The 22,514-nt window shown below is 73.1% G+C and carries 25 protein-coding genes; 15 read left to right on the top strand and 10 right to left on the bottom strand.

All coding sequences use genetic code 11. From position 1 onward, the window contains the following. Positions 1 to 15: 15 nt before the first annotated feature. The 6 genes from ACFQE5_RS21925 to hemW form a co-directional block, all read right to left on the bottom strand. Positions 16 to 1,644 (bottom strand): thiamine pyrophosphate-binding protein, encoded by a 1,629-nt coding sequence (locus tag ACFQE5_RS21925; protein WP_379587729.1) that lies wholly within the window; start codon positions 1,642 to 1,644, stop codon positions 16 to 18. Beyond that, positions 1,641 to 1,808, bottom strand: a complete 168-nt coding sequence (locus tag ACFQE5_RS21920; protein WP_379587728.1) for a hypothetical protein — start codon at positions 1,806 to 1,808, stop codon at positions 1,641 to 1,643. Before ACFQE5_RS21920 ends, ACFQE5_RS21925 begins: the two co-directional genes overlap by 4 nt. A 280-nt stretch (positions 1,809 to 2,088) precedes the next feature. Next, positions 2,089 to 2,844, bottom strand: a complete 756-nt coding sequence (locus ACFQE5_RS21915; RefSeq protein WP_379587726.1) for a 16S rRNA (uracil(1498)-N(3))-methyltransferase — start codon at positions 2,842 to 2,844, stop codon at positions 2,089 to 2,091. Further along, a complete protein-coding gene (gene dnaJ, locus ACFQE5_RS21910) occupies positions 2,841 to 3,998 on the bottom strand; it encodes a molecular chaperone DnaJ (protein WP_379587725.1) in 1,158 nt (385 codons plus the stop codon). Before dnaJ ends, ACFQE5_RS21915 begins: the two co-directional genes overlap by 4 nt. Before the next feature lie 49 nt (positions 3,999 to 4,047). Beyond that, positions 4,048 to 5,067 carry a heat-inducible transcriptional repressor HrcA gene (gene hrcA / locus ACFQE5_RS21905; protein ID WP_379587723.1) on the bottom strand — a complete coding sequence of 340 codons (1,020 nt, stop codon included), beginning with the start codon at positions 5,065 to 5,067 and terminating at the stop codon, positions 4,048 to 4,050. A 233-nt stretch (positions 5,068 to 5,300) separates the two neighbouring features. Next, entirely contained in the window at positions 5,301 to 6,434 is a 1,134-nt protein-coding gene (gene hemW, locus ACFQE5_RS21900; RefSeq protein WP_379587721.1) for a radical SAM family heme chaperone HemW, read from the bottom strand. Between hemW and ACFQE5_RS21895 the strand changes: the two genes are divergently transcribed. The 10 genes from ACFQE5_RS21895 to ACFQE5_RS21850 all read left to right on the top strand — a co-directional run bounded on the left by ACFQE5_RS21895 (position 6,411) and on the right by ACFQE5_RS21850 (position 15,026). Next, the gene (locus tag ACFQE5_RS21895; protein WP_379587720.1) at positions 6,411 to 6,656 is read left to right on the top strand and encodes a putative leader peptide; all 246 of its coding nucleotides are present in this window, start codon (positions 6,411 to 6,413) and stop codon (positions 6,654 to 6,656) included. The genes hemW and ACFQE5_RS21895 overlap by 24 nt on opposite strands. 112 nt (positions 6,657 to 6,768) lie before the next feature. Further along, on the top strand, positions 6,769 to 8,448 hold the full coding sequence (locus tag ACFQE5_RS21890; RefSeq protein WP_379587718.1) for a nitrite/sulfite reductase: 1,680 nt from the start codon (positions 6,769 to 6,771) through the stop codon (positions 8,446 to 8,448). Further along, the gene (locus ACFQE5_RS21885) at positions 8,445 to 8,612 is read left to right on the top strand and encodes an Insertion element protein (RefSeq protein ID WP_379587717.1); all 168 of its coding nucleotides are present in this window, start codon (positions 8,445 to 8,447) and stop codon (positions 8,610 to 8,612) included. Before ACFQE5_RS21890 ends, ACFQE5_RS21885 begins: the two co-directional genes overlap by 4 nt. Beyond that, positions 8,609 to 9,310, top strand: a complete 702-nt coding sequence (locus ACFQE5_RS21880; protein WP_379587716.1) for a phosphoadenylyl-sulfate reductase — start codon at positions 8,609 to 8,611, stop codon at positions 9,308 to 9,310. The genes ACFQE5_RS21885 and ACFQE5_RS21880 overlap by 4 nt, the downstream gene beginning before the upstream one ends. Next, on the top strand, positions 9,307 to 10,230 hold the full coding sequence (gene cysD / locus ACFQE5_RS21875; RefSeq protein WP_379587715.1) for a sulfate adenylyltransferase subunit CysD: 924 nt from the start codon (positions 9,307 to 9,309) through the stop codon (positions 10,228 to 10,230). The genes ACFQE5_RS21880 and cysD overlap by 4 nt, the downstream gene beginning before the upstream one ends. Next, positions 10,230 to 11,519, top strand: coding sequence for a sulfate adenylyltransferase subunit 1 (locus ACFQE5_RS21870; protein ID WP_379587714.1), 1,290 nt, complete (start codon positions 10,230 to 10,232; stop codon positions 11,517 to 11,519). The genes cysD and ACFQE5_RS21870 overlap by 1 nt, the downstream gene beginning before the upstream one ends. A gap of 28 nt (positions 11,520 to 11,547) precedes the next feature. Further along, positions 11,548 to 12,552 carry an ABC transporter substrate-binding protein gene (locus tag ACFQE5_RS21865; RefSeq protein WP_379587713.1) on the top strand — a complete coding sequence of 335 codons (1,005 nt, stop codon included), beginning with the start codon at positions 11,548 to 11,550 and terminating at the stop codon, positions 12,550 to 12,552. Next, entirely contained in the window at positions 12,549 to 13,325 is a 777-nt protein-coding gene (locus ACFQE5_RS21860) for an ABC transporter ATP-binding protein (protein WP_379587712.1), read from the top strand. Before ACFQE5_RS21865 ends, ACFQE5_RS21860 begins: the two co-directional genes overlap by 4 nt. Continuing rightward, positions 13,315 to 14,229, top strand: coding sequence for an ABC transporter permease (locus ACFQE5_RS21855; RefSeq protein WP_379587711.1), 915 nt, complete (start codon positions 13,315 to 13,317; stop codon positions 14,227 to 14,229). Before ACFQE5_RS21860 ends, ACFQE5_RS21855 begins: the two co-directional genes overlap by 11 nt. Further along, positions 14,226 to 15,026 (top strand): sirohydrochlorin chelatase, encoded by an 801-nt coding sequence (locus ACFQE5_RS21850; RefSeq protein ID WP_379587710.1) that lies wholly within the window; start codon positions 14,226 to 14,228, stop codon positions 15,024 to 15,026. Before ACFQE5_RS21855 ends, ACFQE5_RS21850 begins: the two co-directional genes overlap by 4 nt. Before the next feature lie 34 nt (positions 15,027 to 15,060). Here the strand turns inward: ACFQE5_RS21850 and ACFQE5_RS21845 are convergent, their stop codons facing one another. Next, positions 15,061 to 15,462: a PaaI family thioesterase gene (locus tag ACFQE5_RS21845; RefSeq protein WP_379587709.1), complete on the bottom strand. Its 402-nt coding sequence runs from the start codon at positions 15,460 to 15,462 to the stop codon at positions 15,061 to 15,063. A gap of 87 nt (positions 15,463 to 15,549) precedes the next feature. Here ACFQE5_RS21845 and ACFQE5_RS21840 point away from each other — a divergent pair, with 87 nt between their 5' ends. Then, positions 15,550 to 16,356: a helix-turn-helix transcriptional regulator gene (locus ACFQE5_RS21840; RefSeq protein ID WP_379587708.1), complete on the top strand. Its 807-nt coding sequence runs from the start codon at positions 15,550 to 15,552 to the stop codon at positions 16,354 to 16,356. 29 nt (positions 16,357 to 16,385) lie between these two features. Then, entirely contained in the window at positions 16,386 to 17,174 is a 789-nt protein-coding gene (locus ACFQE5_RS21835) for an enoyl-CoA hydratase family protein (protein WP_379587707.1), read from the top strand. Between the two features lie 16 nt (positions 17,175 to 17,190). Here the strand turns inward: ACFQE5_RS21835 and ACFQE5_RS21830 are convergent, their stop codons facing one another. Beyond that, complete coding sequence (locus tag ACFQE5_RS21830; protein WP_379587705.1) at positions 17,191 to 17,793, bottom strand: TIGR03086 family metal-binding protein; 603 nt, start codon at positions 17,791 to 17,793, stop codon at positions 17,191 to 17,193. Positions 17,794 to 17,870: 77 nt separating this feature from the next. Between ACFQE5_RS21830 and ACFQE5_RS21825 the strand changes: the two genes are divergently transcribed. After that, positions 17,871 to 18,743: an NAD-dependent protein deacetylase gene (locus ACFQE5_RS21825; protein ID WP_379587703.1), complete on the top strand. Its 873-nt coding sequence runs from the start codon at positions 17,871 to 17,873 to the stop codon at positions 18,741 to 18,743. A gap of 4 nt (positions 18,744 to 18,747) precedes the next feature. Here ACFQE5_RS21825 and ACFQE5_RS21820 read toward each other — a convergent pair whose 3' ends face one another. Then, a complete protein-coding gene (locus tag ACFQE5_RS21820; RefSeq protein WP_379587701.1) occupies positions 18,748 to 18,939 on the bottom strand; it encodes a hypothetical protein in 192 nt (63 codons plus the stop codon). A gap of 44 nt (positions 18,940 to 18,983) precedes the next feature. Here ACFQE5_RS21820 and ACFQE5_RS21815 point away from each other — a divergent pair, with 44 nt between their 5' ends. Beyond that, entirely contained in the window at positions 18,984 to 19,949 is a 966-nt protein-coding gene (locus ACFQE5_RS21815) for a zinc-binding dehydrogenase (protein ID WP_379587699.1), read from the top strand. 78 nt (positions 19,950 to 20,027) lie between these two features. Next, entirely contained in the window at positions 20,028 to 20,600 is a 573-nt protein-coding gene (locus ACFQE5_RS21810) for a MarR family winged helix-turn-helix transcriptional regulator (RefSeq protein WP_379587697.1), read from the top strand. A gap of 72 nt (positions 20,601 to 20,672) precedes the next feature. Here the strand turns inward: ACFQE5_RS21810 and lepA are convergent, their stop codons facing one another. Then, the gene (gene lepA, locus ACFQE5_RS21805; RefSeq protein WP_379587696.1) at positions 20,673 to 22,514 is read right to left on the bottom strand and encodes a translation elongation factor 4; all 1,842 of its coding nucleotides are present in this window, start codon (positions 22,512 to 22,514) and stop codon (positions 20,673 to 20,675) included.

Here is a 22,514-nt window from a genome sequence, read left to right as displayed (position 1 = left end):
TACCGTAACCCGGCCCTAGTGACCCCGGAACGCCTCCGCCAGCCACCACGACCCGCCGTCGGAGGCGATCTTGGCGTCGACCAGCAGCGGGGACGTGCGCGGGCCCGCCACCCAACGGGCGACACCCGCGAGATCCGACGGCGCCCGGACCGTCACCGCCTCGAAGCCGAACCCGCGCCCGATCGCCGCGATGTCGGTCTCCGGGAACCGGACGCATCCGTGGTCGGCGGTGGAGAAATGGTGGAACTCCGCGCCGTACCCGCGGTCGTCGTAGACCACCACCACCATCACGATCGCCAGCCGCGCCACCGTCTCCAGCTCCGCGGCGCTCATCAGCGCGCCACCGTCGCCGAGCGCGGCGACGGTGAGCCGGTCGGGCCGGGCCAGCGCCGCGCCGATGGCGGTGGCCAGGCCCAGGCCGATCGACTGGAAGCCCTGGGTGAGGCAGTACCCGAACTCATCGGGAACATCGAGGTAGACGCTCGGGTAGCCCATGAAGTTTCCCGAGTCCACCGCGACCACCCGCTCGACGGGCAGCACGTCGTCCAACGCGATCGACAGCGTGCGCGGGTCGATCCCCTCCGCCCCGCTCAGATCGTCATAGGGTTCGTCGCGCCAGCGTCCACGCGCGGCGAGCGCGGCCCGCACCGCATCGGTCCGGTACGCCGTCCGGATTCCCGGCAGCGCCGCACGCACCTCGGTGGCGGTGGCGGCGACGTCGCCGAGCACCCCGAGATGGACCGGCCGGTGCGCCCCGATCGCGTCGGCATCGAGGTCGACCTGCGCGACCCGGGTGTCCGGTCCGATCAGCACGCCGTGCCGCGTCGTCCACATGTTCAGCGCACACCCCCAGCCGACGACGAGGTCGGCGCCGGAGATCAGCTCTGCGGCCAGCGGGGTGGCGAACCCACCGGAGATGCCCAGCGACCACTCGTCGTCGTGGAAGAGCCCGGACGCCACGGCGGACGTCGCGAGCAGCGCCCCGGACGCCGCGGCCAGGCCGCGCAGCTCGTCCCGCGCGGCGCGGGCCCCACGCCCGGCGATGAACACCGGCCGCCGTGCCGCCGCGATCAGCTCCGCGAGCGCGGCGACCGCGGCGGCGGCGGGACGGGGCGCCGCCAGCGGCGCCACCGTGGGGACGGGGCCGGTGTCGGGGGCCTTCTCGGCTTGGACGTCCAGCGGCAGGTTGAGCACCACGGTGCGGCGCTGCTGCACCGCGGTGCGGTAGGCGCGCACGGTGTCGGCGAGCGCGCTCTCCGGCGAGTGCACCCGCTCCGCGACCGCGCCGACCGCCGTGACCAGCGAGTCCTGGTCGATCCGGAAGTTGGAGCGGACCGCGGCGCCGCCGGTGTCGGCGGCCAGCACGATCAGCGGGGTGCGGCTCTTGGCGGCCTCGGTGATCCCGGTCAGCGCGTTGGTCAGGCCGCAGCCCTGATGCACCGAGAGGACCGCGGGCCGCCCGCTCATCCGGGCGAATGCGTCGGCCATCGTCGCAGCGCCGCCTTCGTGCCGGGCCGCGGTGAAGTCGACCCCGGCGGCCCGCAGCGCGTTCGTGACATGGAAGTTCCCGCTGCCGACCACGCCGAACGCGTGCCCGACGCCCAGCTCGCCGAGCACGTGGCCGACCAGTTCGGCGACGATCACCGCTGCACCAGCGCCACTGGGCGCGCGGGGCAGGACGGCCCGCCCGCGACCGGTGGCGGCCCCGCGATCATGGCCGCACCGGTGGCCGGGGTCGGTCCGGTCGGATCGAGGATCCTGACGCGGCGGTCGTGTGACGCATCGGGCAGCTCCGGCAGCACAGGCATGGCGGCTCCTCGGCTCAGGGATGCCCAGCATCCCCCGAACCGCCGCGGAAATGCAGCGACTCGGTCGCGGAAACATCGCGACTCGCGGGGAGCAAAGAGTGGCCACGTCGCGGTGGAGATGGGGGGACACCCACCGCGACGTGGCGCCGCCGGCCGAGGGGGACTCTCCGGCGGCCCAGCGGATGCAACATCCGCAGCCCTGTTCCGGTCGCCCTCCGACCGGACCGCTGGCAAGAATAGACCGTTTGCACCCTCAACTGGATACCGCATCACCCGATCGTCAGATCCGGTTCCGCCATCGGGAGGTCAGGACCCCCAACGCACCGAGGGCGACCGCCGCGGCGGTGGAGGCACGCAGCACCTCGGGGCCGAGCCGGACCGCGCGGGCGCCCGCGCCGGCCAACTCCTCGAGCTCGGCATCGGACACGCCGCCCTCGGGGCCGACGGCGATCAGCACATCGCCTCGCTCCGGCAGTTGCCCGGCGACGTCCGCCAGGCCGTCACCGGCAGCCTCGTGCAGCACCAGGGCGACGTCGGCCGCGGCAACCCGCCGCGCCAGCTCGCGGGTGTCGATCGGGTCCTCGACCCGAGGCACCCATGGCCTGCGGGCCTGTTTGGCGGCGGCGCGGGCGGTGCCGCGCCAGCGGTGCAGGGCCCGGTCCCCGCGCGGCCCCGGTTCCCATTTCGCGACGCACCGCGCGGCCCGCCACGGCAGCACCGCGTCGACGCCCGCCTCGGTGGCCAGCTCGACGGCGAGCTCCCCGCGCTCCCCCTTGACCAGTGCCTGGGCCAGCAGCACCCGCGGCGCGGGCGGCTCGACCCACGTCCGATCCACGATCCGGACCGCCAGCGCATCGCGTCCGATCATCGCCTCGACCACCGCGTGCGCCAGCCCGCCGCAGCCGTCGGACAGCACCAGTTCCTCGCCGCGACGCAGCCGCCGCACCGTGGCGGCGTGCCTGCCCTCGGCCCCGTCGAGCACCGCGTCCGCACCGGTCGGCAGCGCGTCGACCAGGAACAGCGGTGCGGTGGTCACCGGCCGCCGAAGGAGTCGCGCAACCGGGAGAACAACCCGTGACCGTTGCGCGACCCGACCGTCAGGTCGGGCTGCTCCTCCCCGCGCAGCCGCGCGAACTGGCGCAGCAGCTCGATCTGTTCCTTGTCGAGCTTGGTCGGCACCACCACGTCGATATGCACCATCAGGTCGCCGTGGCCGTCGATCCGGCCGGTCGAGCGCAGCCGCGGCATCCCCTTTCCGTGCAGCGAGCGCACGGTCCCGGTCTGGGTGCCCGGCTCGACGTGCAACTCCTCGACGCCATCGAGGGTCGGCAACGGCAGCGTCGTGCCCAGAGCCGCCGCGGTCATCGGCAGCGAGACCGTGCAGTGCAGGTCCGCGCCGTCGCGGGTGAACACCTCGTGCGGGATCTCCTCGACCTCGACATACAGGTCGCCCGCGGGTCCGCCGCCCGCGCCGACCTCGCCCTGGCCGGCCAGCCGCACCCGCATCCCGTCGGCCACCCCGGCGGGGATCCGCACGCCCACGCTGCGCCGGGCGCGGACCCGCCCGTCGCCCGCGCACTGCCGGCACGGGTCGGGGATGACCTCGCCGAAACCGCGGCAGGTCGGGCACGGCCGGGAGGTGACGACCTGGCCGAGGAACGACCGCTGCACGGACTGCACCTCGCCGCTGCCGCCGCAGATGTCACAGACGGTGGGGCTGGTACCCGGGGCACAGCCGTTGCCGCCGCACTCCGAGCACACCACCGCGGTGTCGACGGCGAGTTCGCGCTGCACGCCGGTGGCGCATTCCTCCAGGGTGAGCTGCATGCGGATCAGGGCGTCGGCGCCGGGCTGGACGCGGCTGCGCGGGCCGCGCCCCCGGCCACCGCCCGCAGCGCCGAAGAACGCGTCCATGATGTCACCGAAGCCGAACGCGCTGAACGGGTCCGCGCCGCCACCCGCGCCGCCGCCGTTGCTCAGCGGGTCGCCCCCCAGATCGACGATGCGCCGCTTCTCCGGGTCGGTGAGCACCTCGTATGCCGTGCTCACCTCCCGGAAACGCTCCTGCGCCTCCGGGTCGGGATTGACGTCGGGATGCAGCTCCCGGGCCAGCCGCCGGTACGCCCGTTTGATCTCGTCGGGGCTGGCACCGCGTTCGACGCCGAGGATCCCGTAGTAGTCCCGTGCCACCCTTGCGTTCCTCATGATCCTTCGCGCTCAGAGTCGTGCCACTGCGCAGTCAGCGCCCGGCCAGGATCTCACCTACGTACCGGGCGACCGCATGCACCGCCCCAATTGTGCCCGGGTAGTCCATCCGGGTCGGGCCGACGACTCCCATGCCGCCCAGGACCGTACCCAGCCCGTAGCCGATCGAGACGACCGATGTGGCCCGCAGATCCTCGATCTCGTTCTCCTCGCCGATCCGCACGCTGACCAGGTCCCGGTCCTGCGCCGCGGCCAGCAGCTTCAGCACCACGACCTGCTCCTCGAGCGCCTCGAGCACCTGGCGCAGGCTGCCGGGGAAGTCCGCGACGTTGCGGGTCAGGTTGGCCGTGCCGCCGAGCACGAGCCGCTCCTCCGGATGCTCGACGAGGGTCTCGATGAGCACCGTCGAGATCGTGGTGGCCGCGTCACGCAGCTCGGCGGGCACCGCCTCGGGCAGCTCGGCCACCTCCGCGGACGCGGCCGCCAGCGGGCGACCGACCAGCGCGCCGTTGATCCGGGAGCGCAGGGTGGCCACATCGTCGTCGGACAGCACGTCCCCGAGGTCGACGACGCGCTGGTCGACCCGGCCGGAGTCGGTGATCAACACCAGCATGAGGCGGGCCGGGGTCAGCGCGACCACCTCGAGGTGGCGCACCGTCGAGCGGGTCAGGGTCGGGTACTGGACGACGGCGACCTGCCGGGTGAGCTGCGCGAGCAGCCGGACGCTGCGGCGCAGCACGTCGTCGAGGTCGACCGCGCCGGCGAGGAACGAATGCACGGCGCGGCGCTCGGCCACCGACAGCGGCTTGACCTGTGCCAGCCGGTCCACGAACAGCCGATAGCCCTTGTCCGTGGGGATCCGCCCCGCACTCGTGTGCGGCTGCGCGATGAGTCCGTCGTCCTCGAGGACGGCCATGTCGTTGCGCACCGTCGCGCTGGAGACCCCAAGGTTGTGTCGATCCACGATCGCCTTGGAACCGACAGGCTCCTTGGTCGCCACATAGTCGGCGACGATCGCCTGCAGCACCGCGAACCGGCGCTCGTCGGCGTTCATCACCCACCTCCTCGGCACGCCAGGTCGCATCCAGTCTAGGCCGTCGGCACCCGAAACGAGCCGTCCTCGATCGACGTGACGCGCCCCACTGCCGCACATCGGCTTCGCCCACCGGCCCGCCATGATCGGCGTCCGGGAGCCGGGAGCCGCGATTTCCGCGGTCGCGGCCGCCGAATCGCCGATCATGGGGCGGACAGGCCCGACTCGGGCGCGGAAATACCCCGACTCGCGGGCTACAGGAGGTCGCGGACGACGCGGTCGGCGAGCAGCCGGCCGTGGCGGGTGAGGATCGCCCGGCCCGCCGTGAGCGCCGCCGGGTCGAGCAGCCCCTCGGCGGCGGCCCGGCCCGCGGCGGCCCGGCCCGCCTCGTCCAGCAGGCCGGTCGGCAGCCCGGCCGCCAGCCGCAGCCGCAGCATCACCCGCTCCGTCGCCCGCTCGGCCTCGGTCAGCTCCTCGGCCCCGGCCTCGGGCGACCGCCCCGCCGCCAGCAGCTCGGCGTAGCGGGCGGGATGCTTGACGTTCCACCAGCGGCGCCCGGCCAGATGCGAATGCGCGCCGGGGCCCACGCCCCACCAGTCCCCGTCGCACCAGTAACCGAGGTTGTGCCGGCAGGCGGCGTCCGCCCCGCGCGCCCAGTTCGACACCTCGTACCAGGCGAACCCGGCCGCCGAGAGCAGGTCGTCGATGAGTTCGTAGCGCTCGGCGGCGACGTCGTCGTCGGGCGCGGGCAGCTCGCCGCGGGCCACCCGGCGGGCCAGCGCCGTGCCGTCCTCGACGATCAGCGAGTACGCCGAGACGTGGTCGACGTCCGCGGCGAGCACCGCGTCGAGCGAGCCCCGCAGATCCTCGGTGGTCTCCCCCGGCGTCGCGTAGATCAGGTCGAGGTTGACGTGCGCGAGGCCCGCCGCGCGGGCCTCGCGGGCCGCGGCGACGGCGCGGCCCGGGGTGTGCCGGCGGTCGAGCACGCGCAGCACATGCGGCGCCGCGGACTGCATGCCCAGCGACACCCGGGTGAACCCGGCCTCGGCGATGGCCGCGAAGAACTCCGGCGAGGTCGACTCCGGATTCGCCTCGGTGGTCACCTCCGCGCCGACGGCGAGCCCGAACGCATCGCGGATCGCGTCGAGCACCGCGGCAAGCCGGGACGCCCCGATCAGCGAGGGGGTCCCGCCGCCGACGAACACGGTGTCGACCTCGCGCGGCCCGGCCACCGCCGCGGCCCGTGCCAGCTCCCGGCGTACCGCGGCCAGCCAGCCCTCCGGGGACGCCCCGGACCCGGCCAGCTCGCTGGGGGTGTAGGTGTTGAAGTCGCAGTAGCCGCAGCGCGCCGCGCAGAACGGCACGTGGACATAGATCCCGAACGGCATCGCACCAACGGTAGCGCTCCGGGCGGGACGTGCCCGCGCCGGTCCTTCGACCCGGACGACGAGGCGAACGTGAGGCAGGTCACACCGCATCCCGTGGGGTGGCCCCCGGCGCCGGGGGATGGCACGCTATCCGCCGTGACCTCGTGGACCCTGCGGCTCGTGGCCCGTCGCCACGTCGATCTGCAGCGCGTCACGAGCGCGAGCTGTCGGTCGGCCTGCTGATCCCGCGCCGACCCGTCTTCTCACGGACCGACCGTCCCGGCGCCGGGTGCGCCGGGTCCTGGGCCGATCAGGAACCGCGGCGTGCGCCGGCCGCAATTCCGGAGGCCCCACCATGCCCCCTGCCCCCACCGCTGCCCCCCAGAAACCCGCGCGCACCCGCGGCGAAGGCCAGTGGAAACTCGGCCATCGTGAACCCCTGAACCCCAACGAGCGAACCAAACGCGACGACGACGGCCTCAACGTCCGAGCCCGGATCGAGACCATCTACGCCCGCCGCGGTTTCGCCTCGATCGACCCGTCCGACCTGCGCGGCCGGTTCCGCTGGTGGGGTCTGTACACCCAGCGCAGGCCAGGTATCGACGGCGGTCGCACCGCCGCGCTCGACCCCGAGGAGCTCGAGGACGAGTACTTCATGCTCCGGGTGCGCATCGACGGCGGCGCGCTGTCCACCGAGCAGCTGCTCGCCATCGGCGAGATCAGCCAGACCTACGCCCGCGACACCGCCGATGTCACCGATCGGCAGAACATCCAGTACCACTGGATCCGGATCGAGGACGTGCCGGCGATCTGGCAGCGGCTGGAGGGCGTCGGCCTGTCCACCACCGAGGCCTGCGGGGACACCCCGAGGGTCGTCCTCGGTTCGCCGGTGGCCGGGGTCAGCGCGGCGGAGCTGCTCGACGCCACGCCCGCGATCCAGGCCATCCGCGAGCGCTACATCGGCAGCCCCGAGTTCTCCAACCTTCCCCGCAAGTTCAAGACCGCGATCTCCTGGCACCAGGACGTCGCGCACGAGGTCAACGACGTCTCGTTCGTCGGGGTGGTGCATCCCGAGCACGGCCCCGGGTTCGACGTCTGGGTTGGCGGCGGGCTCTCGACGAACCCGAAGCTCGCCCAGCGGCTCGGCGCCTGGGTCCCGCTCGACCAGGTCCCCGAGGTATGGGCCGGGATCGTCGCGGTCTTCCGCGACTACGGCTACCGCAGGCTGCGCCACCGCGCCCGGATCAAGTTCCTCCTCGCCGACTGGGGGCCCGCCCGGTTCCGCGAGGTGCTGGAGCGGGAGTACCTCGGCCGGGCCCTGGTCGACGGCCCCGCCCCGGACGTCCCCGCGGGTCCCGTCGACCACATCGGGGTGCACCGGCAGGTCGACGGACGCAACTACATCGGCGTGGCACCCGCGTCGGGCCGGGTCAGCGGCTCCGCCCTGATCGGGCTGGCCAAGGCGGTCGAGGCGGCCGGGTCGCGCCGGGTCCGGCTCACCCCGCAGCAGAAGATCGTCGTGCTGGACGTCGCCGACGACAAGCTCGACCAGCTCCTCGACGAGCTCGCCGGGCTGGGTCTGCACGCCGACCCGTCGCCGTGGCGGCGCGCCACCATGGCCTGCACCGGGATCGAGTACTGCAAGCTCGCGATCGTCGAGACCAAGGAACGCGCGATCCGGCTGGTCGCCGAGCTCGAACGCCGCCTCGCCGACCTGCACCCCGGCGTCCCCATCTCGATCCACCTCAACGGCTGCCCGAACGCCTGCGCCCGCACCCAGACCGCCGACATCGGGCTGAAGGGGCAGATCGTCACCGACGCCGAGGGCAACCGGGTCGAGGGCTTCCAGGTGCATCTGGGCGGCGGGCTCGGCCTGGACGCCGGGTTCGGCCGCAAGCTGCGGGGGCTCAAGGTGACCAGCGCCGAGCTCGGCGAGTACGTGGAGCGGATCGTGCGCCGCTTCGTGGCACAGCGCGAACCCGAGGAGCGCTTCGCCCAGTGGGTCGTCCGCGCGGCCGAGGCGGACCTCGCATGACCGAACGCATCGTGCCCTACCACTGCCCCTACTGCGGCGACGAGGACCTGCGGCCCGCCGAGCCCGCCGAGCGGGTGCCCCGCGGCGCCTGGTACTGCGCGGCCTGCCTGCGGACCTTCGCCCTCACCTTCGTCGGCCTCGGCGTCGCGGAGGTGTCCCGATGAGCGTCTCGACCCCATCGCGGCTGCGCGAGCTCGCGCGGCGCGGGGCCGCCGAGCTCGGCCCCGACGCGACGGCCGAGCGGGTGCTGGCCTGGACCACGGCGACGTTCGGGGACCGGTTCATCGTCGCCTCGAACATGCAGGACGCCGTCCTGATCGACCTGGCCGCCAGGGCCAAGCCGGACGTCGCGGTGCTCTTCCTGGACACCGGCTACCACTTCGCGGAGACCATCGGCACCCGCGACGCCGTGGCCGCGACCTACGACGTGCGGATCGTCGAGGCGCGACCCGCGCAGACCGTGGCCGAGCAGGACGCGAGCCACGGCGCCGACCTGTTCGCCCGCGAGCCGGACCGGTGCTGTCACCTGCGCAAGGTCGTGCCGCTGCAGCGCACGCTGGCCGGCTACGACGCCTGGGTGACCGGGGTGCGCCGGGTCGAGGCCCCGACCAGGGCGACCACCCCACTGATCCAGTTCGACGAGCGGCACGGCCTGGTGAAGGTCAACCCGCTGGCCGCATGGAGCGACGAGGACATGCACACCTACATCGACGAACACCACGTGCTGGTCAACCCCCTGGTCGCGGCGGGCTACCCGTCCATCGGATGCGCGCCGTGTACGACCAAACCGCTGCCCGGCGCCGACCCGCGCAGCGGCCGCTGGGCCGGCCGCGCCAAGACCGAATGCGGGCTGCACGCATGACGGCCACCCCCGTCGCGGCGGCCCCGGGCCGGGCGGACGCGCTCGACGCCCTGGAGAGCGAGGCCGTCCACATCTTCCGCGAGGTCGCCGGGGAGTTCGACCGCCCGGTGATCCTGTTCTCCGGGGGCAAGGACTCCACGCTGCTGGTGCACCTGGCGGCCAAGGCGTTCGCGCCCGCGCCGGTGCCGTTCGGCCTGCTGCACGTCGACACCGGGCACAACTATCCGGAGGTCATCGAGTTCCGCGACCGGCTCGTGGAGCGACTCGGACTGCGGCTCGTCGTCGCGCACGTGCAGGACTGGATCGACGACGGCAGGCTCGCCGAGCGCTTCGACGGCACCCGTAACCCGCTGCAGACCGTCCCGCTGCTCGACACCATCGCCGAGCACCGCTTCGACGCCGTCTTCGGCGGCGGGCGGCGCGACGAGGAACGGGCCCGGGCCAAGGAACGGATCCTCTCGCTGCGCGACGCGTTCGGCCGCTGGGACCCGCGCCGGCAGCGCCCGGAACTGTGGAACCTCTACAACGGACGGCACGCGCCCGGTGAGCACGTGCGGGTGTTCCCGATCTCCAACTGGACCGAGCTCGACGTCTGGCAGTACATCCGGCGCGAGGGCATCGAGCTGCCGTCGATCTACTACGCGCACGAGCGCGAGGTGTTCCGTCGCGACGGCATGTGGCTGGCGCAGGGCCCGTGGGGCGGGCCGCGGGGGACCGAGACGCTGGAGCGCAGATGGGTGCGCTATCGCACCGTCGGGGACGGCTCGTGCACCGGAGCCGTCGAGTCCACGGCATCCACATTGGATGAGGTGATCGCGGAGGTGACCGCGTCGCGGCTGACCGAGCGGGGCGCCACCAGGGCCGACGACCGGCTGTCGGAGGCCGCCATGGAGGATCGCAAACGAGAGGGTTACTTCTGATGGGCGGCAAGGACCTCCTGCGGTTCGCGACCGCGGGCAGCGTCGACGACGGCAAGTCCACACTGGTCGGCAGGCTGCTGTACGACACGAAGTCGGTGCTCGCCGACCAGATCGAGGCGGTGCATCGCGCCTCCGTCGATAAAGGACTGTCCACTCCTGACCTGTCGCTGCTCGTCGACGGCCTGCGCGCCGAACGCGAGCAGGGCATCACGATCGACGTCGCCTACCGGTACTTCTCCACCCCGGTGCGCGGGTTCGTCCTCGCCGACACCCCCGGGCACGTCCAGTACACCCGCAACACCGTCACCGGCGCCTCGACCGCCGAGCTGGCCGTGCTGCTCGTGGACGCCCGCCACGGGATCGTCGAACAGACCCGAAGGCACGCCGCGGTGCTCGCACTGCTGCGGGTGCCGCGCCTCGTGCTGGCCATCAACAAGATCGACCTCGTCGACTACGACGAGGCCGCGCTGACGGCCATCGCCAAGGAGTTCGCGGGCCTCGCCGCCTCCCTGGGCATCGCTGAGGACGCGGTGCTCACCGTTCCGGTATCGGCGCTGCTCGGCGACAACGTCGTCGAACCCTCGATGCACACGCCCTGGTACGAGGGCCCGACCCTGCTCGCGCACCTGGAGTCGGTGCCGGTCACCGGCCCAGAGGTCGCCGCGCCGTTCCGGATGCCGGTGCAGTACGTCATCCGGGACGCCGGCCGCGACTACCGCGGCTACGCCGGACAGGTCGCCGCCGGTACCGTCAAGCCCGGCGACGAGATCGTCGTGCTCCCGGCGGGCCTGCACACCACGGTCGCGGCGGTCGAGACCGCGGACGGGCCACTGGCCGCGGCCGACGCCGGCCGCAGCATCACCGTGCTGCTTCGCGACGACATCGACGTCTCGCGCGGCGACGTGCTCGCCGCGGCCGCCGACCGGCCGCGCGTCCGCGACGAGTTCGACGCCACCCTGTGCTGGCTGGCCGAGACGCCGCTGCGGCCGGGCGCCCGGCTGCTGCTCAAGCACGGCACCCGTACCACCCCGGCGGTCGTCGGGGCGTTGACCGGGCTGCTGGACACCGACACGTTCGAGGTGCGGATGCCGCAGCAGTTGGAGATCAACGACATCGGCCGAGTTTCCCTGCGCACCGCCGATCCGCTCCCGCTCGACGACTACGGCGACATCCGCGCCACGGGCAGCTTCCTGCTCATCGACCCGCCGACCGGCAACACGCTGGCCGCCGGGCTGGTCGGCACCGCCCCGCTGCTCGACCGCGAGCAGGCCCACACCCCCGGCCCGTAGGCCCAGACGTCCCAAGGACCGCCAGCTCATGCGCTGCCGCTCGATCGCCCTGCTCGCCCTCGTCGCGGTGGGGGTGCTGTCCGCCTGCTCCCGCGCGCCGGAACGAACCGAACCGCCGGGCGCCACCACCCCGGCCGCCGAGGTCCGCCTCGGTCATCTCCCGAACATCACCCACGCCCCGGCGCTGATCGGCATCGCGAAGGGCTACTTCGCCGCCGAGCTGGGCGGCACCACACTCACCACCCAGGTGTTCAACGCCGGCCCGGACGAGGTCAACGCGCTGCTCGGGGGCTCGCTCGACGCCGCGTTCATCGGGTCGGGACCGGCGATCAACGCCTTCGCCCGCTCGAACGGGAAGGCCGTGCGGCTCGTCGCGGGCTCGACATCCGGCGGGGCGCAGCTGGTGGTCCGGCCCGATATCCGCACGCCCGAACAGCTGCGCGGCACGGTGATCGCGACCCCGCAGCTGGGCAACACCCAGGACGTCGCGGCCAAGAAGTGGTTGGCGGAGCAGGGCCTGCCGCCCGGGCCCGGTGGCGTCACGGTGCAGAACCTCGACAACCCCCGCACGCTCGACCTGTTCCGGACCGGCCAGATCGCGGGCGGCTGGCTGCCCGAGCCGTGGAGCTCGCGGCTGGTCGAGGCCGGGGCGAGGGTGCTCGTGGACGAACGCGACCGCTGGCCCGGCGGCCGGTTCCCGGCGACCGTGCTGATCGTCCGCACGGACTTTTTGGCCGCGCACCCGCAGACCGTCGATGCGCTCCTGCGCGCCGAACAGCAGGCCATCGATCTCCTCTCGACCGACCCGGCCGAGGCCAGAGCCGTGGTCAACGCCGAGATCGCGAGGCTGACCGGCGCCGCACTCGAACCACCGGTCCTCGACCGCGCCTTCGCCGGGTTGTCCTTCGGGCTCGACCCGCTGGCCGAGACGTTCCCCCGGCTGGCCACGGACAGCGTCACCGCGGGGGTGGCGACCCGCGAGCCGGACCTGCAGGGCTTCCTCGACACGACCCGGGAGAGATCCGCGAGATGACCGCGACGATCGAGCAGACCCCGCGGCCCCGCTCGGCCGCATCCGCCGTCCGCCTGCACGGCGTCGGCAAGATCTTCGGAACCGGCGCCGCCGCCGTGACCGCGCTGCACGAGATCGATCTCGACGTCCGGCCCGGCGAGTTCGTCTGCCTGCTGGGCGCCTCGGGATGCGGGAAGTCGACGCTGCTCAACCTCATCGCCGGGCTCGACGAGCCGACGACCGGGTCGGTCACCCGTACCGCCGCTCGGCCGTCGTTCATGTTCCAGGAGGCCGCTCTGCTGCCCTGGCTGACCGCGGCCCGCAACGTCGAGCTGCCGCTGCGGCTGGGTGGGCTGTCCCGGGCGGCCCGGCACCGACGCGCGGGCGAGCTGCTGGAGCTGGTCCGGCTCGGTGGGATGCACGCCCGGCGGCCCCACGAGCTGTCCGGCGGGATGCGGCAGCGGGTGTCGCTGGCCAGGGCGCTGGCGGCGACCGGCACCGGCCCGGACGGTCCGGGCCTGCTGCTGATGGACGAGCCGTTCGCCGCGCTGGATGCCATCACCCGCGATGTGCTGCAGGCAGAGCTGCTGCGGATCCAGGCGGCGACCGGCATCACGATCGTGTTCGTCACCCACGACGTGCGGGAGGCCGTCCGGCTCGCGGACCGCGTGGTGCTGCTGTCCTCGCGGCCGGGCACCGTCGTGCGGGAATGGGCCGTCGACGACGACCGGGAGCGGCTGCACGGCGAGATCACCGCGCGACTGCGGCAGGTGATCACGAGTCATGCCGCCTGACGCCGGGCCCACGATCGATCGGCCCGCGCGGGAACCCCGGGCGGAGCCCGACGATGCCGCCGCGGTCGCCGGGCTCGACGCCCTCGATACCCCGGCCGTGCGCCGGCTCGTGTGGTGGCGCCGGGCGCTGGCGGTCGGGCTGCCCCCGCTGGTGGCCTTCGCGCTGTTCGGCGCGCTGTGGCAGGCGGTGTGGGCCTCGGCGATCACCAGCGAGGTCGCGATCCCCGCGCCGGCCGCGGTCGGGGCCGAGATCGCCGCCGTCGTCGCCGACGGCCGGGTGTGGTCGATCCTGTGGACCTCGATCAGCCGGGCATTCCTCGGCTTCGTCGTCGCGCTGCTCATCGCGACCCCGCTCGGTCTGCTGGTGGCCAGGCTCCGCCTCGTCCGGGCAGCGATCGGACCACTGCTGCAGGGCCTGCAGAGCCTGCCCTCGGTGGCCTGGGTGCCCGCCGCGGTGCTGTGGTTCGGGCTGACCGACGCGACGATCTACTTCGTCGTGCTGCTCGGGTCCGTCCCCTCCATCGCGAACGGCCTGGTGGCCGGGATCGACCAGATTCCGCCGATCCTGCCGCGGGTGGGCCGGGTGCTCGGCGCGCGCGGGCTCGCCGGTGCCCGGCACATCCTGCTGCCCGCCGCGCTGCCCGGCTACCTGGCCGGATGTAAACAGGGCTGGGCGTTCTCCTGGCGGTCGCTGATGGCCGCGGAGATCATCGCGGCCGGGCCGCTGCTGGGTGTCGGGCTGGGCGCGTACCTCAAGGAGGGCAGCGACCTCAACAACATGCCGGGCGTGCTCGCCGCGATCGCCCTGATCCTGACGGTCGGGATCGGGATCGAGTTGGTGGTGTTCCGCCCGCTCGAGCGACGCGTGCTGCGGGCCCGCGGCCTGGCGCCGGGCGCCGGGTGAACCCGCCCGCGCTCGTCGCCGTCGCGCACGGCAGCCGCGACGGCCGATCGGCCGCCGCCGTGGCCGCGCTCGCCGCGGCCACCCGTGCACAGGCCCGAAGGCTGGATCTGCGGCTGTCGTTTCTCGACTTCAACGCCCCGGCGCTGCCCACCGTGCTGCGCGCCGTCGCGGCCGACGGGCATCGCACCGTCATCGTCGTCCCGCTGCTGCTGAACACGGCCTATCACGCCCGGGTCGACCTCCCCGCCGCCGTCGCCGCCGCGCTGCACGGGCTGCCGCGGCTGCGCGTCGCGGTCTCCGAGGTGCTCGGCGCGGCGCCGTCGGACCTGCTGGACGCGGTGTGGGACCGGCTGCGGGAGGCCGGGGCCGATCCCGCGGACCCGCGGCTGGGCGTGGTGCTGGCCGCGGCGGGGGCATCGGACCCGGCGGCCAACGCCGCCGTCGCCCGGCTGGCCGCGACCCGTCCCCGGACCGTCGCCGCCTTCGCCGCGGCCGCCCGGCCGGACGTCCCCGAGGCGCTGGCCCGGCTGCGCGCCCAGGGCGCCACCCGGTTCGCCGTAGCGCCCTGGTTCCTTGCGCCCGGCCGGCTGCTCGACCGCGTCCGCGCCGCGGCGCGGGCCACCGATCCGGCCGTGGTGCTCGCCGAACCGCTCGGCAGCCACCGGCGGGTCGCCGCGGCCGTGCTGGAACGCTATCGCGCGGCCGGACGAACGCTGTGGCGCGAGCGGGTCGGACTGCCACTGTCGCCGACGTTATGGCTCCATAACGTTCCAGCCACCCACGTTCCCAGCATGTGATGGCTCCATAACGCGGGCCGGCGTCGGCTGGGCTTCAGCGCAGCACCGCCTGCGTCTGGGTGACCCGGCAGACCAGCCGTCCGGCCGCGTCCCGCACCTCGGTGTCGATGATGATCACCGTCCGGCCCCGGTGCAGCGGTCGGGCCGTCGCCTCGACGTGGCCGCCGCTCACCCCGCGCAGAAAATGCGTCGTCGAATCGACGGTCGCGGTGCCGGTGGCGCCCTCGGGAAGGTTGAGGAACGCGTTCCAGCCGCCGGCCGCGTCCGCGAGGCCGATCAGCGCGCCGCCGTGCAGCATCCCGCCCGCAGTGCACCGGGTCGGGTCCCAGTTCAGCCGCAGTCGGACCCGGTCGGGTTCGGCGGCCACCGCCGAAGCGCCGAGAACGGCGGTGAAGGGCATCACGGCACGCATCCGAGCGGTGAGATCCGTGGTCATGCCGAGAACCTCGCGGACCCGGGTTGCCGCTGTCCATTACCTCGGAGGTCATCGATCGGCCGACCCGCCGACGTTAGGTTCGGTGGGGTGAGCGCCGTACTGACCGCCCCGGCACCCCGCTCTGGTTTCGGCGAGCTACTGCGAACCTGGCGGCGTCGGCGCCGCCTCACCCAGCTCGACCTCGGCATCCAGGCCGACGTGTCGGCGCGTCACCTCAGCTTCCTGGAGACCGGGCGCTCGCGACCGAGCCGGGAGATGGTGCTGCGGCTGGCCGAGGAGCTCGGCGTGCCGCTGCGCGGGCGCAACGAGCTGCTGGTGGCCGCCGGGTTCGCACCCGCATACACCGAACACGGCCTCGACGACGCCGAGCTCCGTGCGGTGCGCGGCTCGCTGGTCCGGATCCTCGACGGCCACGAGCCCTATCCGGCGGTCCTCGTCGACGGCCGATGGAACCTCGTCGCCGGGAACCGGGCGGTCGCGCTGCTCACCGATCTGGTCGCCCCCTGGCTGCTCGCGCCACCGCTCAACGTGCTGCGGGCGAGCCTGCACCCGGACGGTCTCGCACCGCACGTGGCCGACCTGGCGGAGTATGCCGCGCATGTGGTGTCGCGGCTGCGCCGGCAGGTGGCGCGGGCGGCCGATCCGGGCCTGGCCGAGCTGCTGGCCGAGCTCACCGGGTATGTGCGCGACGCCGGGCTCGATCCCGCCGCGCAGCCGCGCGACCGAATCGTGCTGCCGCTGCGGCTGCGCCACCCCGACCAGGAGCTGACCCTGTTCAGCACGGTCGCGGTGCTGGGGGCGCCGCTGGATGTGACGCTGGAGGAGGTCGCCATCGAGTCCTTCTTCCCGGCCGACGCCGCCACCGCGCGGTACCTGCGCACGCGGTTCGGCTGACGCCTGCCGGCACCGGATACGGTCCGGACATGACCTCCCGTACCGCGTCCGATGAGCTGGTCCATCTCGACGTCGCCGACGGCATCGCGACGATCTGTCTCGACTCCCCCGCCAACCGGAACGCGCTGTCGGCCCAGCTGCGCCGCGAGCTGCTCGGTCATCTCGACGCCGCGCTCACCGACGACGCCGTCCGGGTGATCGTGCTGACCCACACCGGCCGGGTGTTCTGCGCCGGGATGGACCTCAAGGAGGCCCGCGGGTCGGACGCGCAGGGCCAGGGCGTCAACGAGTTCCCGGCCATCCTGGAGCGGATCTGGAGCTCGCCCAAGCCCGTCGTCGCCCGGCTGACCGGGCCCGCCAGGGCGGGCGGGGTCGGGCTCGTCGCGGCATGCGATATCGCCGTCGCGGCGCACGAGACGACGTTCGCGTTCAGCGAGGTCCGGATCGGTGTGGTGCCCGCGGTGATCTCGGTGACGGTACTGCCGCGGCTGCTGCCGCGAGCCGCGCACGAACTCTTCCTCACCGGTGAGACGTTCGACGCGGCCCGCGCGGCGGCGATCGGCCTGATCAACTCCGCGGTCCCGGCCGACGCCCTGGACACCGAGGTCGACCGCTTCGTGCAGGCGCTGCGACTGGGTGGTCCCGCCGCGCTGGCCGGGACCAAGGAGCTGCTGCGCCGCGCCCGACCCGCCTCGATGGCCGAGGACTTCGCGCAGATGCAGGAGCTGTCGGCGCGCTACTTCGCGAGCGCGGAGGGCCAGGAGGGGATCCGCGCGTTCACCGAAAAGCGCAGCCCTTCATGGGCCGTGAGTGCGTAACAGTGTTCTAACACTGTTACGCACTCACGGGGGCTCGCCAGCTGGGGTTTCGGCCGCTGAGGCCCAGCGCACGCTCGAAGGCCGGGGCGTCGGCGGGCACCGGCACCTCGGGGCCGAACCAGCCGCCGTCGCGACCCATCGGCGCGATGCCCGCCACACCGGCGAGCACGGCGTCAGCAAGCCCGGCCGGGACCTCGAGCCGCCCGCCGGTCGCCGCCGCGAGGTCCCAGGCGTGCAGCACGAACTCGGCCGTCATCAGCGAGCCGATCGCCGCGGCGGGCATGGCCGCCCCGCCGAGGTGCGAGTCCCCATCCCACACGGCCGGGTCGGTCCAGGCCGACGCGGTGCGCTCACCCTGCCGCGCGCAGGCCCGGGCCCACTGCTCGGCGCGCAGCCCGCGCAGGAACGGGGCGTCGTCGTCGACGCTCCAGGTCTCGTCCCACGGCTCGCGGGTCGCCGAACGCTCGGCGAGCAGCAGCCCGAAGGCGAGGTGGTTGACGAGCCGCCCGACGGTGAAGTCCGGGCACGGGGACGGGTCGGCGTAGCGCTCGACGGGGGCGTCACGGACGGCGGCGACGGCGAGGTCGACGCTGCGGCACAGCTGATCGGTACGGTCCATGCCCCGAGCCTGCCCCCCGGCAGCGGCACCGGTCTTGTAGGAACGCGACACCCGCGGACCCGCTTACCCTGGCAGGCGTGTCTTCCGCCGCACCGGCCGTCGGACCCGCCCTCGACCGCGCGCTGGCCGTGCTGGCCGGCCGGCCGCTGGTCGCCCTGACCGGAGCCGGGGTCTCCACCGACTCCGGGATCCCCGACTACCGCGGCCCGAACTCCCCGTCCCGCACCCCGATGACCTACGACGAGTTCCGCTCCGGCGAGCCCGCGCGCCGCCGCTACTGGGCCCGCAGCCACGTCGGCTGGGCCCGGATGCGCCGGGCCCGGCCGAACGCCGGGCATCGCGCGCTCGCCGAACTGGAACGCACCGGGGTGCTCCGCGGCGTGATCACCCAGAACGTCGACGGGTTGCACCGGGCCGCGGGCAGCCGGGCCGTGATCGATCTGCACGGCCGGATCGCGGACGTCGTCTGCCTGGACTGCCGGCAGGTCACGTCGCGCGACGCGTTGCAGGAGCGGCTGGCCGCCCTGAACCCCGGCTTCGCCGCGGACGCCCGGACCGAGACCGCACCCGACGGTGACGCGGCGGTGGAGGACACCGCGGGCTTTCGCATCGCCGCCTGCGCCGCATGCGGTGGGGTGCTCAAGCCCGACGTGGTGTTCTTCGGCGAGAACGTCCCGCCCGATCGGGTGGCGAGGACCTATGCGCTGGTCGACGAGCTGGCCCCGGACGCGGGCGGCGGCGCGTTACTGGTCGCCGGCTCCTCGCTGACGGTGATGTCCGGGCTTCGGTTCGTCCGGCATGCCCACCGCGGCGGCATTCCCGTGGTGATCGTCAACCGCGGTCCCACCCGGGGCGACACGCTTGCGACACTGCACGTCGACGGCGGCTGTTCGCAGGTGCTCCCGGTGCTCGCCGCCGCAGTCGGTGGCACCCTGGGCGCGGCAGGCTGACGCGTCAGCGGCGCCGGCGCCCCCTGCTCGCCCGCTGCCACCGGCTCACCGTGACGTCGACCGCACGGTCGGCCAGGCCCGCGACGCTCCAGCACAGCGGCAGAGCGACCATCATCGCCAGCAGCACCTGGAACGGGAAGGCGAGCTGCGTCAGCCACAGCTCCACCGCGTCCCACCAGTCGGCCACCGCCCGCACACGTCACACAGTAGACCGGCACCGCCGAGACTAGGGTCCCTGGCATGTTTGCCGTGTACGCCGCAGAGCCGAACGCCGACGCACCGCTGGAGTCGCTGACCGTCGGCGAGCGCCCCGAACCGACGGTTCCCGACGGCTGGGTGGCCGTGAAGGTCCGTGCCGCCAGCCTGAACGGGCACGACATCTGGACCCTGCGCGGTGTGGGGATCAAGCCCGACCAGTTCCCGATGATCCTCGGCTGCGACGGGGCCGGAACCCTCGCCGACGGCACCGAGGTCGTCATCCACTCGATCATCGGCGACCCGGACTGGAGCGGCGACGAGACGCTCGACCCGAGGCGCACCCTGCTCACCGAGAAGTACCAGGGCACGTTCGCCGACACCGTCGTCGTCCCGGCCCGTAACGCGGTCCCGAAGCCCGCGGGCATCTCGTCCGTACACGCGGCCGTGATGGGTACGGCCTGGCTGACCGCCTATCGGATGCTGTTCACCAAGTCCGGTCTCAAACCCGGTCAGACGATGCTCGTGCAGGGTGCCTCGGGTGGTGTCTCGACCGCGCTGATCCAGCTGGGCCGGGCGGCCGGGATGCGGGTGTGGGTGACCGGGCGCACGGAGGACAAGCGCGCGATCGCCGAGAAGCTCGGGGCGCACGCCACGTTCCCCTCCGGCGAGCGGCTGCCGGCCAGGGTGGACGCCGTCTTCGAGTCCGTCGGCGAGGCCACCTGGGCGCATTCGATGCGGGCCCTTCGTCCGGGCGGCACGATCGTGGTCTGCGGTTCCACCAGCGGCCCGAACCCCGGCGCTGACCTGCAGCGGCTGTTCTTTCTGCAGCTGCGTGTGGAGGGCTCGACGATGGGCACCCGGCAGGAGCTCGTCGACCTGCTGTCGTTCGTCGAGGCCACGGGTATCACCCCGCAGATCGGGCTGGAGCTGCCGATGGAGCGGGCCGCGGAAGGATTCCACGCGATGCTCGACGGGAACACAGCCGGCAAGATCGTGTTCACTCGCTGATACGGACCCGCGGGGCGAGCATGCCCTCCATTCTGGAGGTCACCCAGATGCTCGACATAGCAAGTACAGTCAGTCAGCGTGTCAGAGCCACACTATCGGCCGGCGTCGGGATCGGTGACCACCGCCCCGGCGCCGCGGATACCAGGTCTGGTCGAGTTGCTCGACCGGGTCGAACGTGCGGTCACGGTCGCCCTCGTCCCGGTCACCTCGGCGGAAGGCGTCAGCCGGGACGGCTGGCGGGTGCTCCTGATGCTCGCCCGTACCGGCGGATGCAGCATGGGCGAGATCGCCTCACACACCGCCCTCCCCGCTCCCACCGCGACCAGAGTGGTTGATCGCTTGGTGGCGAATGATCTCGCCTATCGGCGCAACGATCCGGTCGACCGCCGCAGAGTCCTGGTGCACCTCGCCCGGGACGGGCGGGCCCTGGTGGAACGCGTGTGCGGCCGGGTCGAACGGCGCGTCGGAGTAGCCCTCGGCTCCGCGCACACCCCCGAACGCGCGCAGCTCGCCGAACTCCTGCAGCTGCTCGCCGAGCGCAGGACCGAGGAGTCGGCGGGACCCAGCAGCGCGAACTCGCCTCCGGACCACGCAGCCGCGCGGCGGCCGGCCCAGCCGCATCGGCTGCCGCCGGACTCTGCAGCCTGCTGAGTCCGGCGCCGGCCAGCGCGTGCCGGCGGATACGGGATGCGCGGGAGGTCCGGACCATCCCGCAGGATCGGGCTACTTCTTGGCCTTGTCCCCGCTCGACTCGGTGGACAGCGCCGCGACGAAGGCCTCCTGCGGGACCTCGACCCGCCCGATGGTCTTCATCCGCTTCTTGCCCTCCTTCTGCTTCTCCAGCAACTTGCGCTTGCGGCTGATGTCGCCGCCGTAGCATTTGGCCAGCACGTCCTTGCGGATCGCGCGGATCGTCTCGCGGGCGATGATCCGGGACCCGATGGCCGCCTGGATCGGCACCTCGAACTGCTGGCGCGGAATGAGCTCGCGCAGCTTGGTGGCCATCATGGTGCCGTAGGCGTAGGCGCCGTCGCGGTGCACGATCGCGGAGAAGGCGTCCACCGGCTCGCCCTGCAGCAGGATGTCGACCTTCACCAGGTCCGCCTCCTGCTCGCCGGCCTCCTCGTAGTCGAGCGAGGCGTAGCCACGGGTGCGGCTCTTCAAGGCGTCGAAGAAGTCGAAGATGATCTCGGCGAGCGGCATCGTGTACCGCAGCTCGACCCGGGTCTCGGACAGGTAGTCCATGCCACCGAGCTGGCCGCGCCTGCTCTGGCACAGCTCCATGATCGCGCCGATGAACTCCGAGGGGGCCAGGATCGTCACCTTGACGATCGGCTCGAAGATCTGCGCGACCTTGCCCGTCGGCCAGTCCGACGGGTTGGTCACGGTGATCTCGCGGGTGTCGTCGAGGATCACCCGGTAGACGACGTTGGGGGCGGTGGAGATCAGGTCGAGGCCGTACTCGCGTTCGAGCCGGTCGCGGGTGATCTCCAGATGCAGCAGGCCGAGGAACCCGCAGCGGAACCCGAAGCCGAGCGCCGCCGACGTCTCGGGCTCGTAGGTCAGAGCGGCGTCGTTGAGCTGGAGCTTGTCGAGCGCCTCGCGCAGCTCGGGGTACTGCGAGCCGTCGACGGGATAGAGGCCGGAGTAGACCATCGGCCGCGGCTCGCGGTAACCGGTCAGCGGCTCGGTGGCGCCGTGGCGCTGGCTCGTCACCGTGTCGCCGACCTTGGACTGACGGACGTCCTTCACGCCGGTGATGAGGTAGCCGACCTCGCCGACGCCGAGGCCCTCGGATGGTTTGGGTTCCGGTGAGACGATGCCGACCTCGAGGAGCTCGTGGGTGGCACCGGTGGACATCATCTTGATTCGCTCACGCGGGGTGATCCGGCCGTCGACGACGCGGATGTAGGTGACCACGCCGCGGTAGGTGTCGTAGACCGAGTCGAAGATCATCGCCCGGGCGGGCGCGTCGGGGTCGCCGACCGGCGCCGGGACCTGCCGGACGACCTCGTCGAGCAGCTCGGCGACGCCCAGCCCCGTCTTGGCGGACACGCGCAGCACCTCGTCGGCGTCGCATCCGACGATGTGCGCGATCTCGGCGGCGTAGCGGTCCGGGTCGGCGGCCGGAAGGTCGATCTTGTTGAGGACCGGGATGATCACCAGGTCCTTCTCCAACGCCAGGTACAGGTTGGCCAGCGTCTGCGCCTCGATCCCCTGCGCCGCGTCGACCAGCAGGATCGCGCCCTCGCAGGCCTCCAGCGCCCGGCTCACCTCGTAGGTGAAGTCGACGTGGCCCGGGGTGTCGATGAGGTGCAGCACGTGGTCGGTGCCGTCGGCGCTCCAGGGCAGCCGCACGTTCTGGGCCTTGATCGTGATGCCACGCTCGCGCTCGATGTCCATCCGGTCGAGGTACTGCGCCCGCATGGCGCGCTCCTCGACGACCCCGGTCAGCTGCAGCATCCGGTCGGCCAACGTCGACTTGCCGTGATCGATGTGGGCGATGATGCAGAAGTTCCGGATGCGCTCCGGCGGGGTGAACGTGCGGTCGGCGTACGTCGTCAC

Origin of the sequence: Pseudonocardia hispaniensis (assembly GCF_042658695.1) — a bacterium.
In the GTDB taxonomy this organism is placed as follows: domain Bacteria; phylum Actinomycetota; class Actinomycetes; order Mycobacteriales; family Pseudonocardiaceae; genus Pseudonocardia; species Pseudonocardia hispaniensis.
Note: the sequence above shows the minus strand (reverse complement) of the source record. Positions and strands in the feature narration are given on the sequence as shown.

Coding starts and splice junctions, on each gene's coding strand:
- ACFQE5_RS21920 (WP_379587728.1), bottom strand. CDS start 1,808: ATGCCTGTGCTGCCGGAGCTGCCCGATGCGTCACACGACCGCCGCGTC.
- hrcA (WP_379587723.1), bottom strand. CDS start 5,067: ATGAACGCCGACGAGCGCCGGTTCGCGGTGCTGCAGGCGATCGTCGCC.
- hemW (WP_379587721.1), bottom strand. CDS start 6,434: ATGCCGTTCGGGATCTATGTCCACGTGCCGTTCTGCGCGGCGCGCTGC.
- ACFQE5_RS21890 (WP_379587718.1), top strand. CDS start 6,769: ATGCCCCCTGCCCCCACCGCTGCCCCCCAGAAACCCGCGCGCACCCGC.
- ACFQE5_RS21885 (WP_379587717.1), top strand. CDS start 8,445: ATGACCGAACGCATCGTGCCCTACCACTGCCCCTACTGCGGCGACGAG.
- ACFQE5_RS21880 (WP_379587716.1), top strand. CDS start 8,609: ATGAGCGTCTCGACCCCATCGCGGCTGCGCGAGCTCGCGCGGCGCGGG.
- cysD (WP_379587715.1), top strand. CDS start 9,307: ATGACGGCCACCCCCGTCGCGGCGGCCCCGGGCCGGGCGGACGCGCTC.
- ACFQE5_RS21870 (WP_379587714.1), top strand. CDS start 10,230: ATGGGCGGCAAGGACCTCCTGCGGTTCGCGACCGCGGGCAGCGTCGAC.
- ACFQE5_RS21865 (WP_379587713.1), top strand. CDS start 11,548: ATGCGCTGCCGCTCGATCGCCCTGCTCGCCCTCGTCGCGGTGGGGGTG.
- ACFQE5_RS21860 (WP_379587712.1), top strand. CDS start 12,549: ATGACCGCGACGATCGAGCAGACCCCGCGGCCCCGCTCGGCCGCATCC.
- ACFQE5_RS21855 (WP_379587711.1), top strand. CDS start 13,315: ATGCCGCCTGACGCCGGGCCCACGATCGATCGGCCCGCGCGGGAACCC.
- ACFQE5_RS21845 (WP_379587709.1), bottom strand. CDS start 15,462: ATGACCACGGATCTCACCGCTCGGATGCGTGCCGTGATGCCCTTCACC.
- ACFQE5_RS21835 (WP_379587707.1), top strand. CDS start 16,386: ATGACCTCCCGTACCGCGTCCGATGAGCTGGTCCATCTCGACGTCGCC.
- ACFQE5_RS21830 (WP_379587705.1), bottom strand. CDS start 17,793: ATGGACCGTACCGATCAGCTGTGCCGCAGCGTCGACCTCGCCGTCGCC.
- ACFQE5_RS21815 (WP_379587699.1), top strand. CDS start 18,984: ATGTTTGCCGTGTACGCCGCAGAGCCGAACGCCGACGCACCGCTGGAG.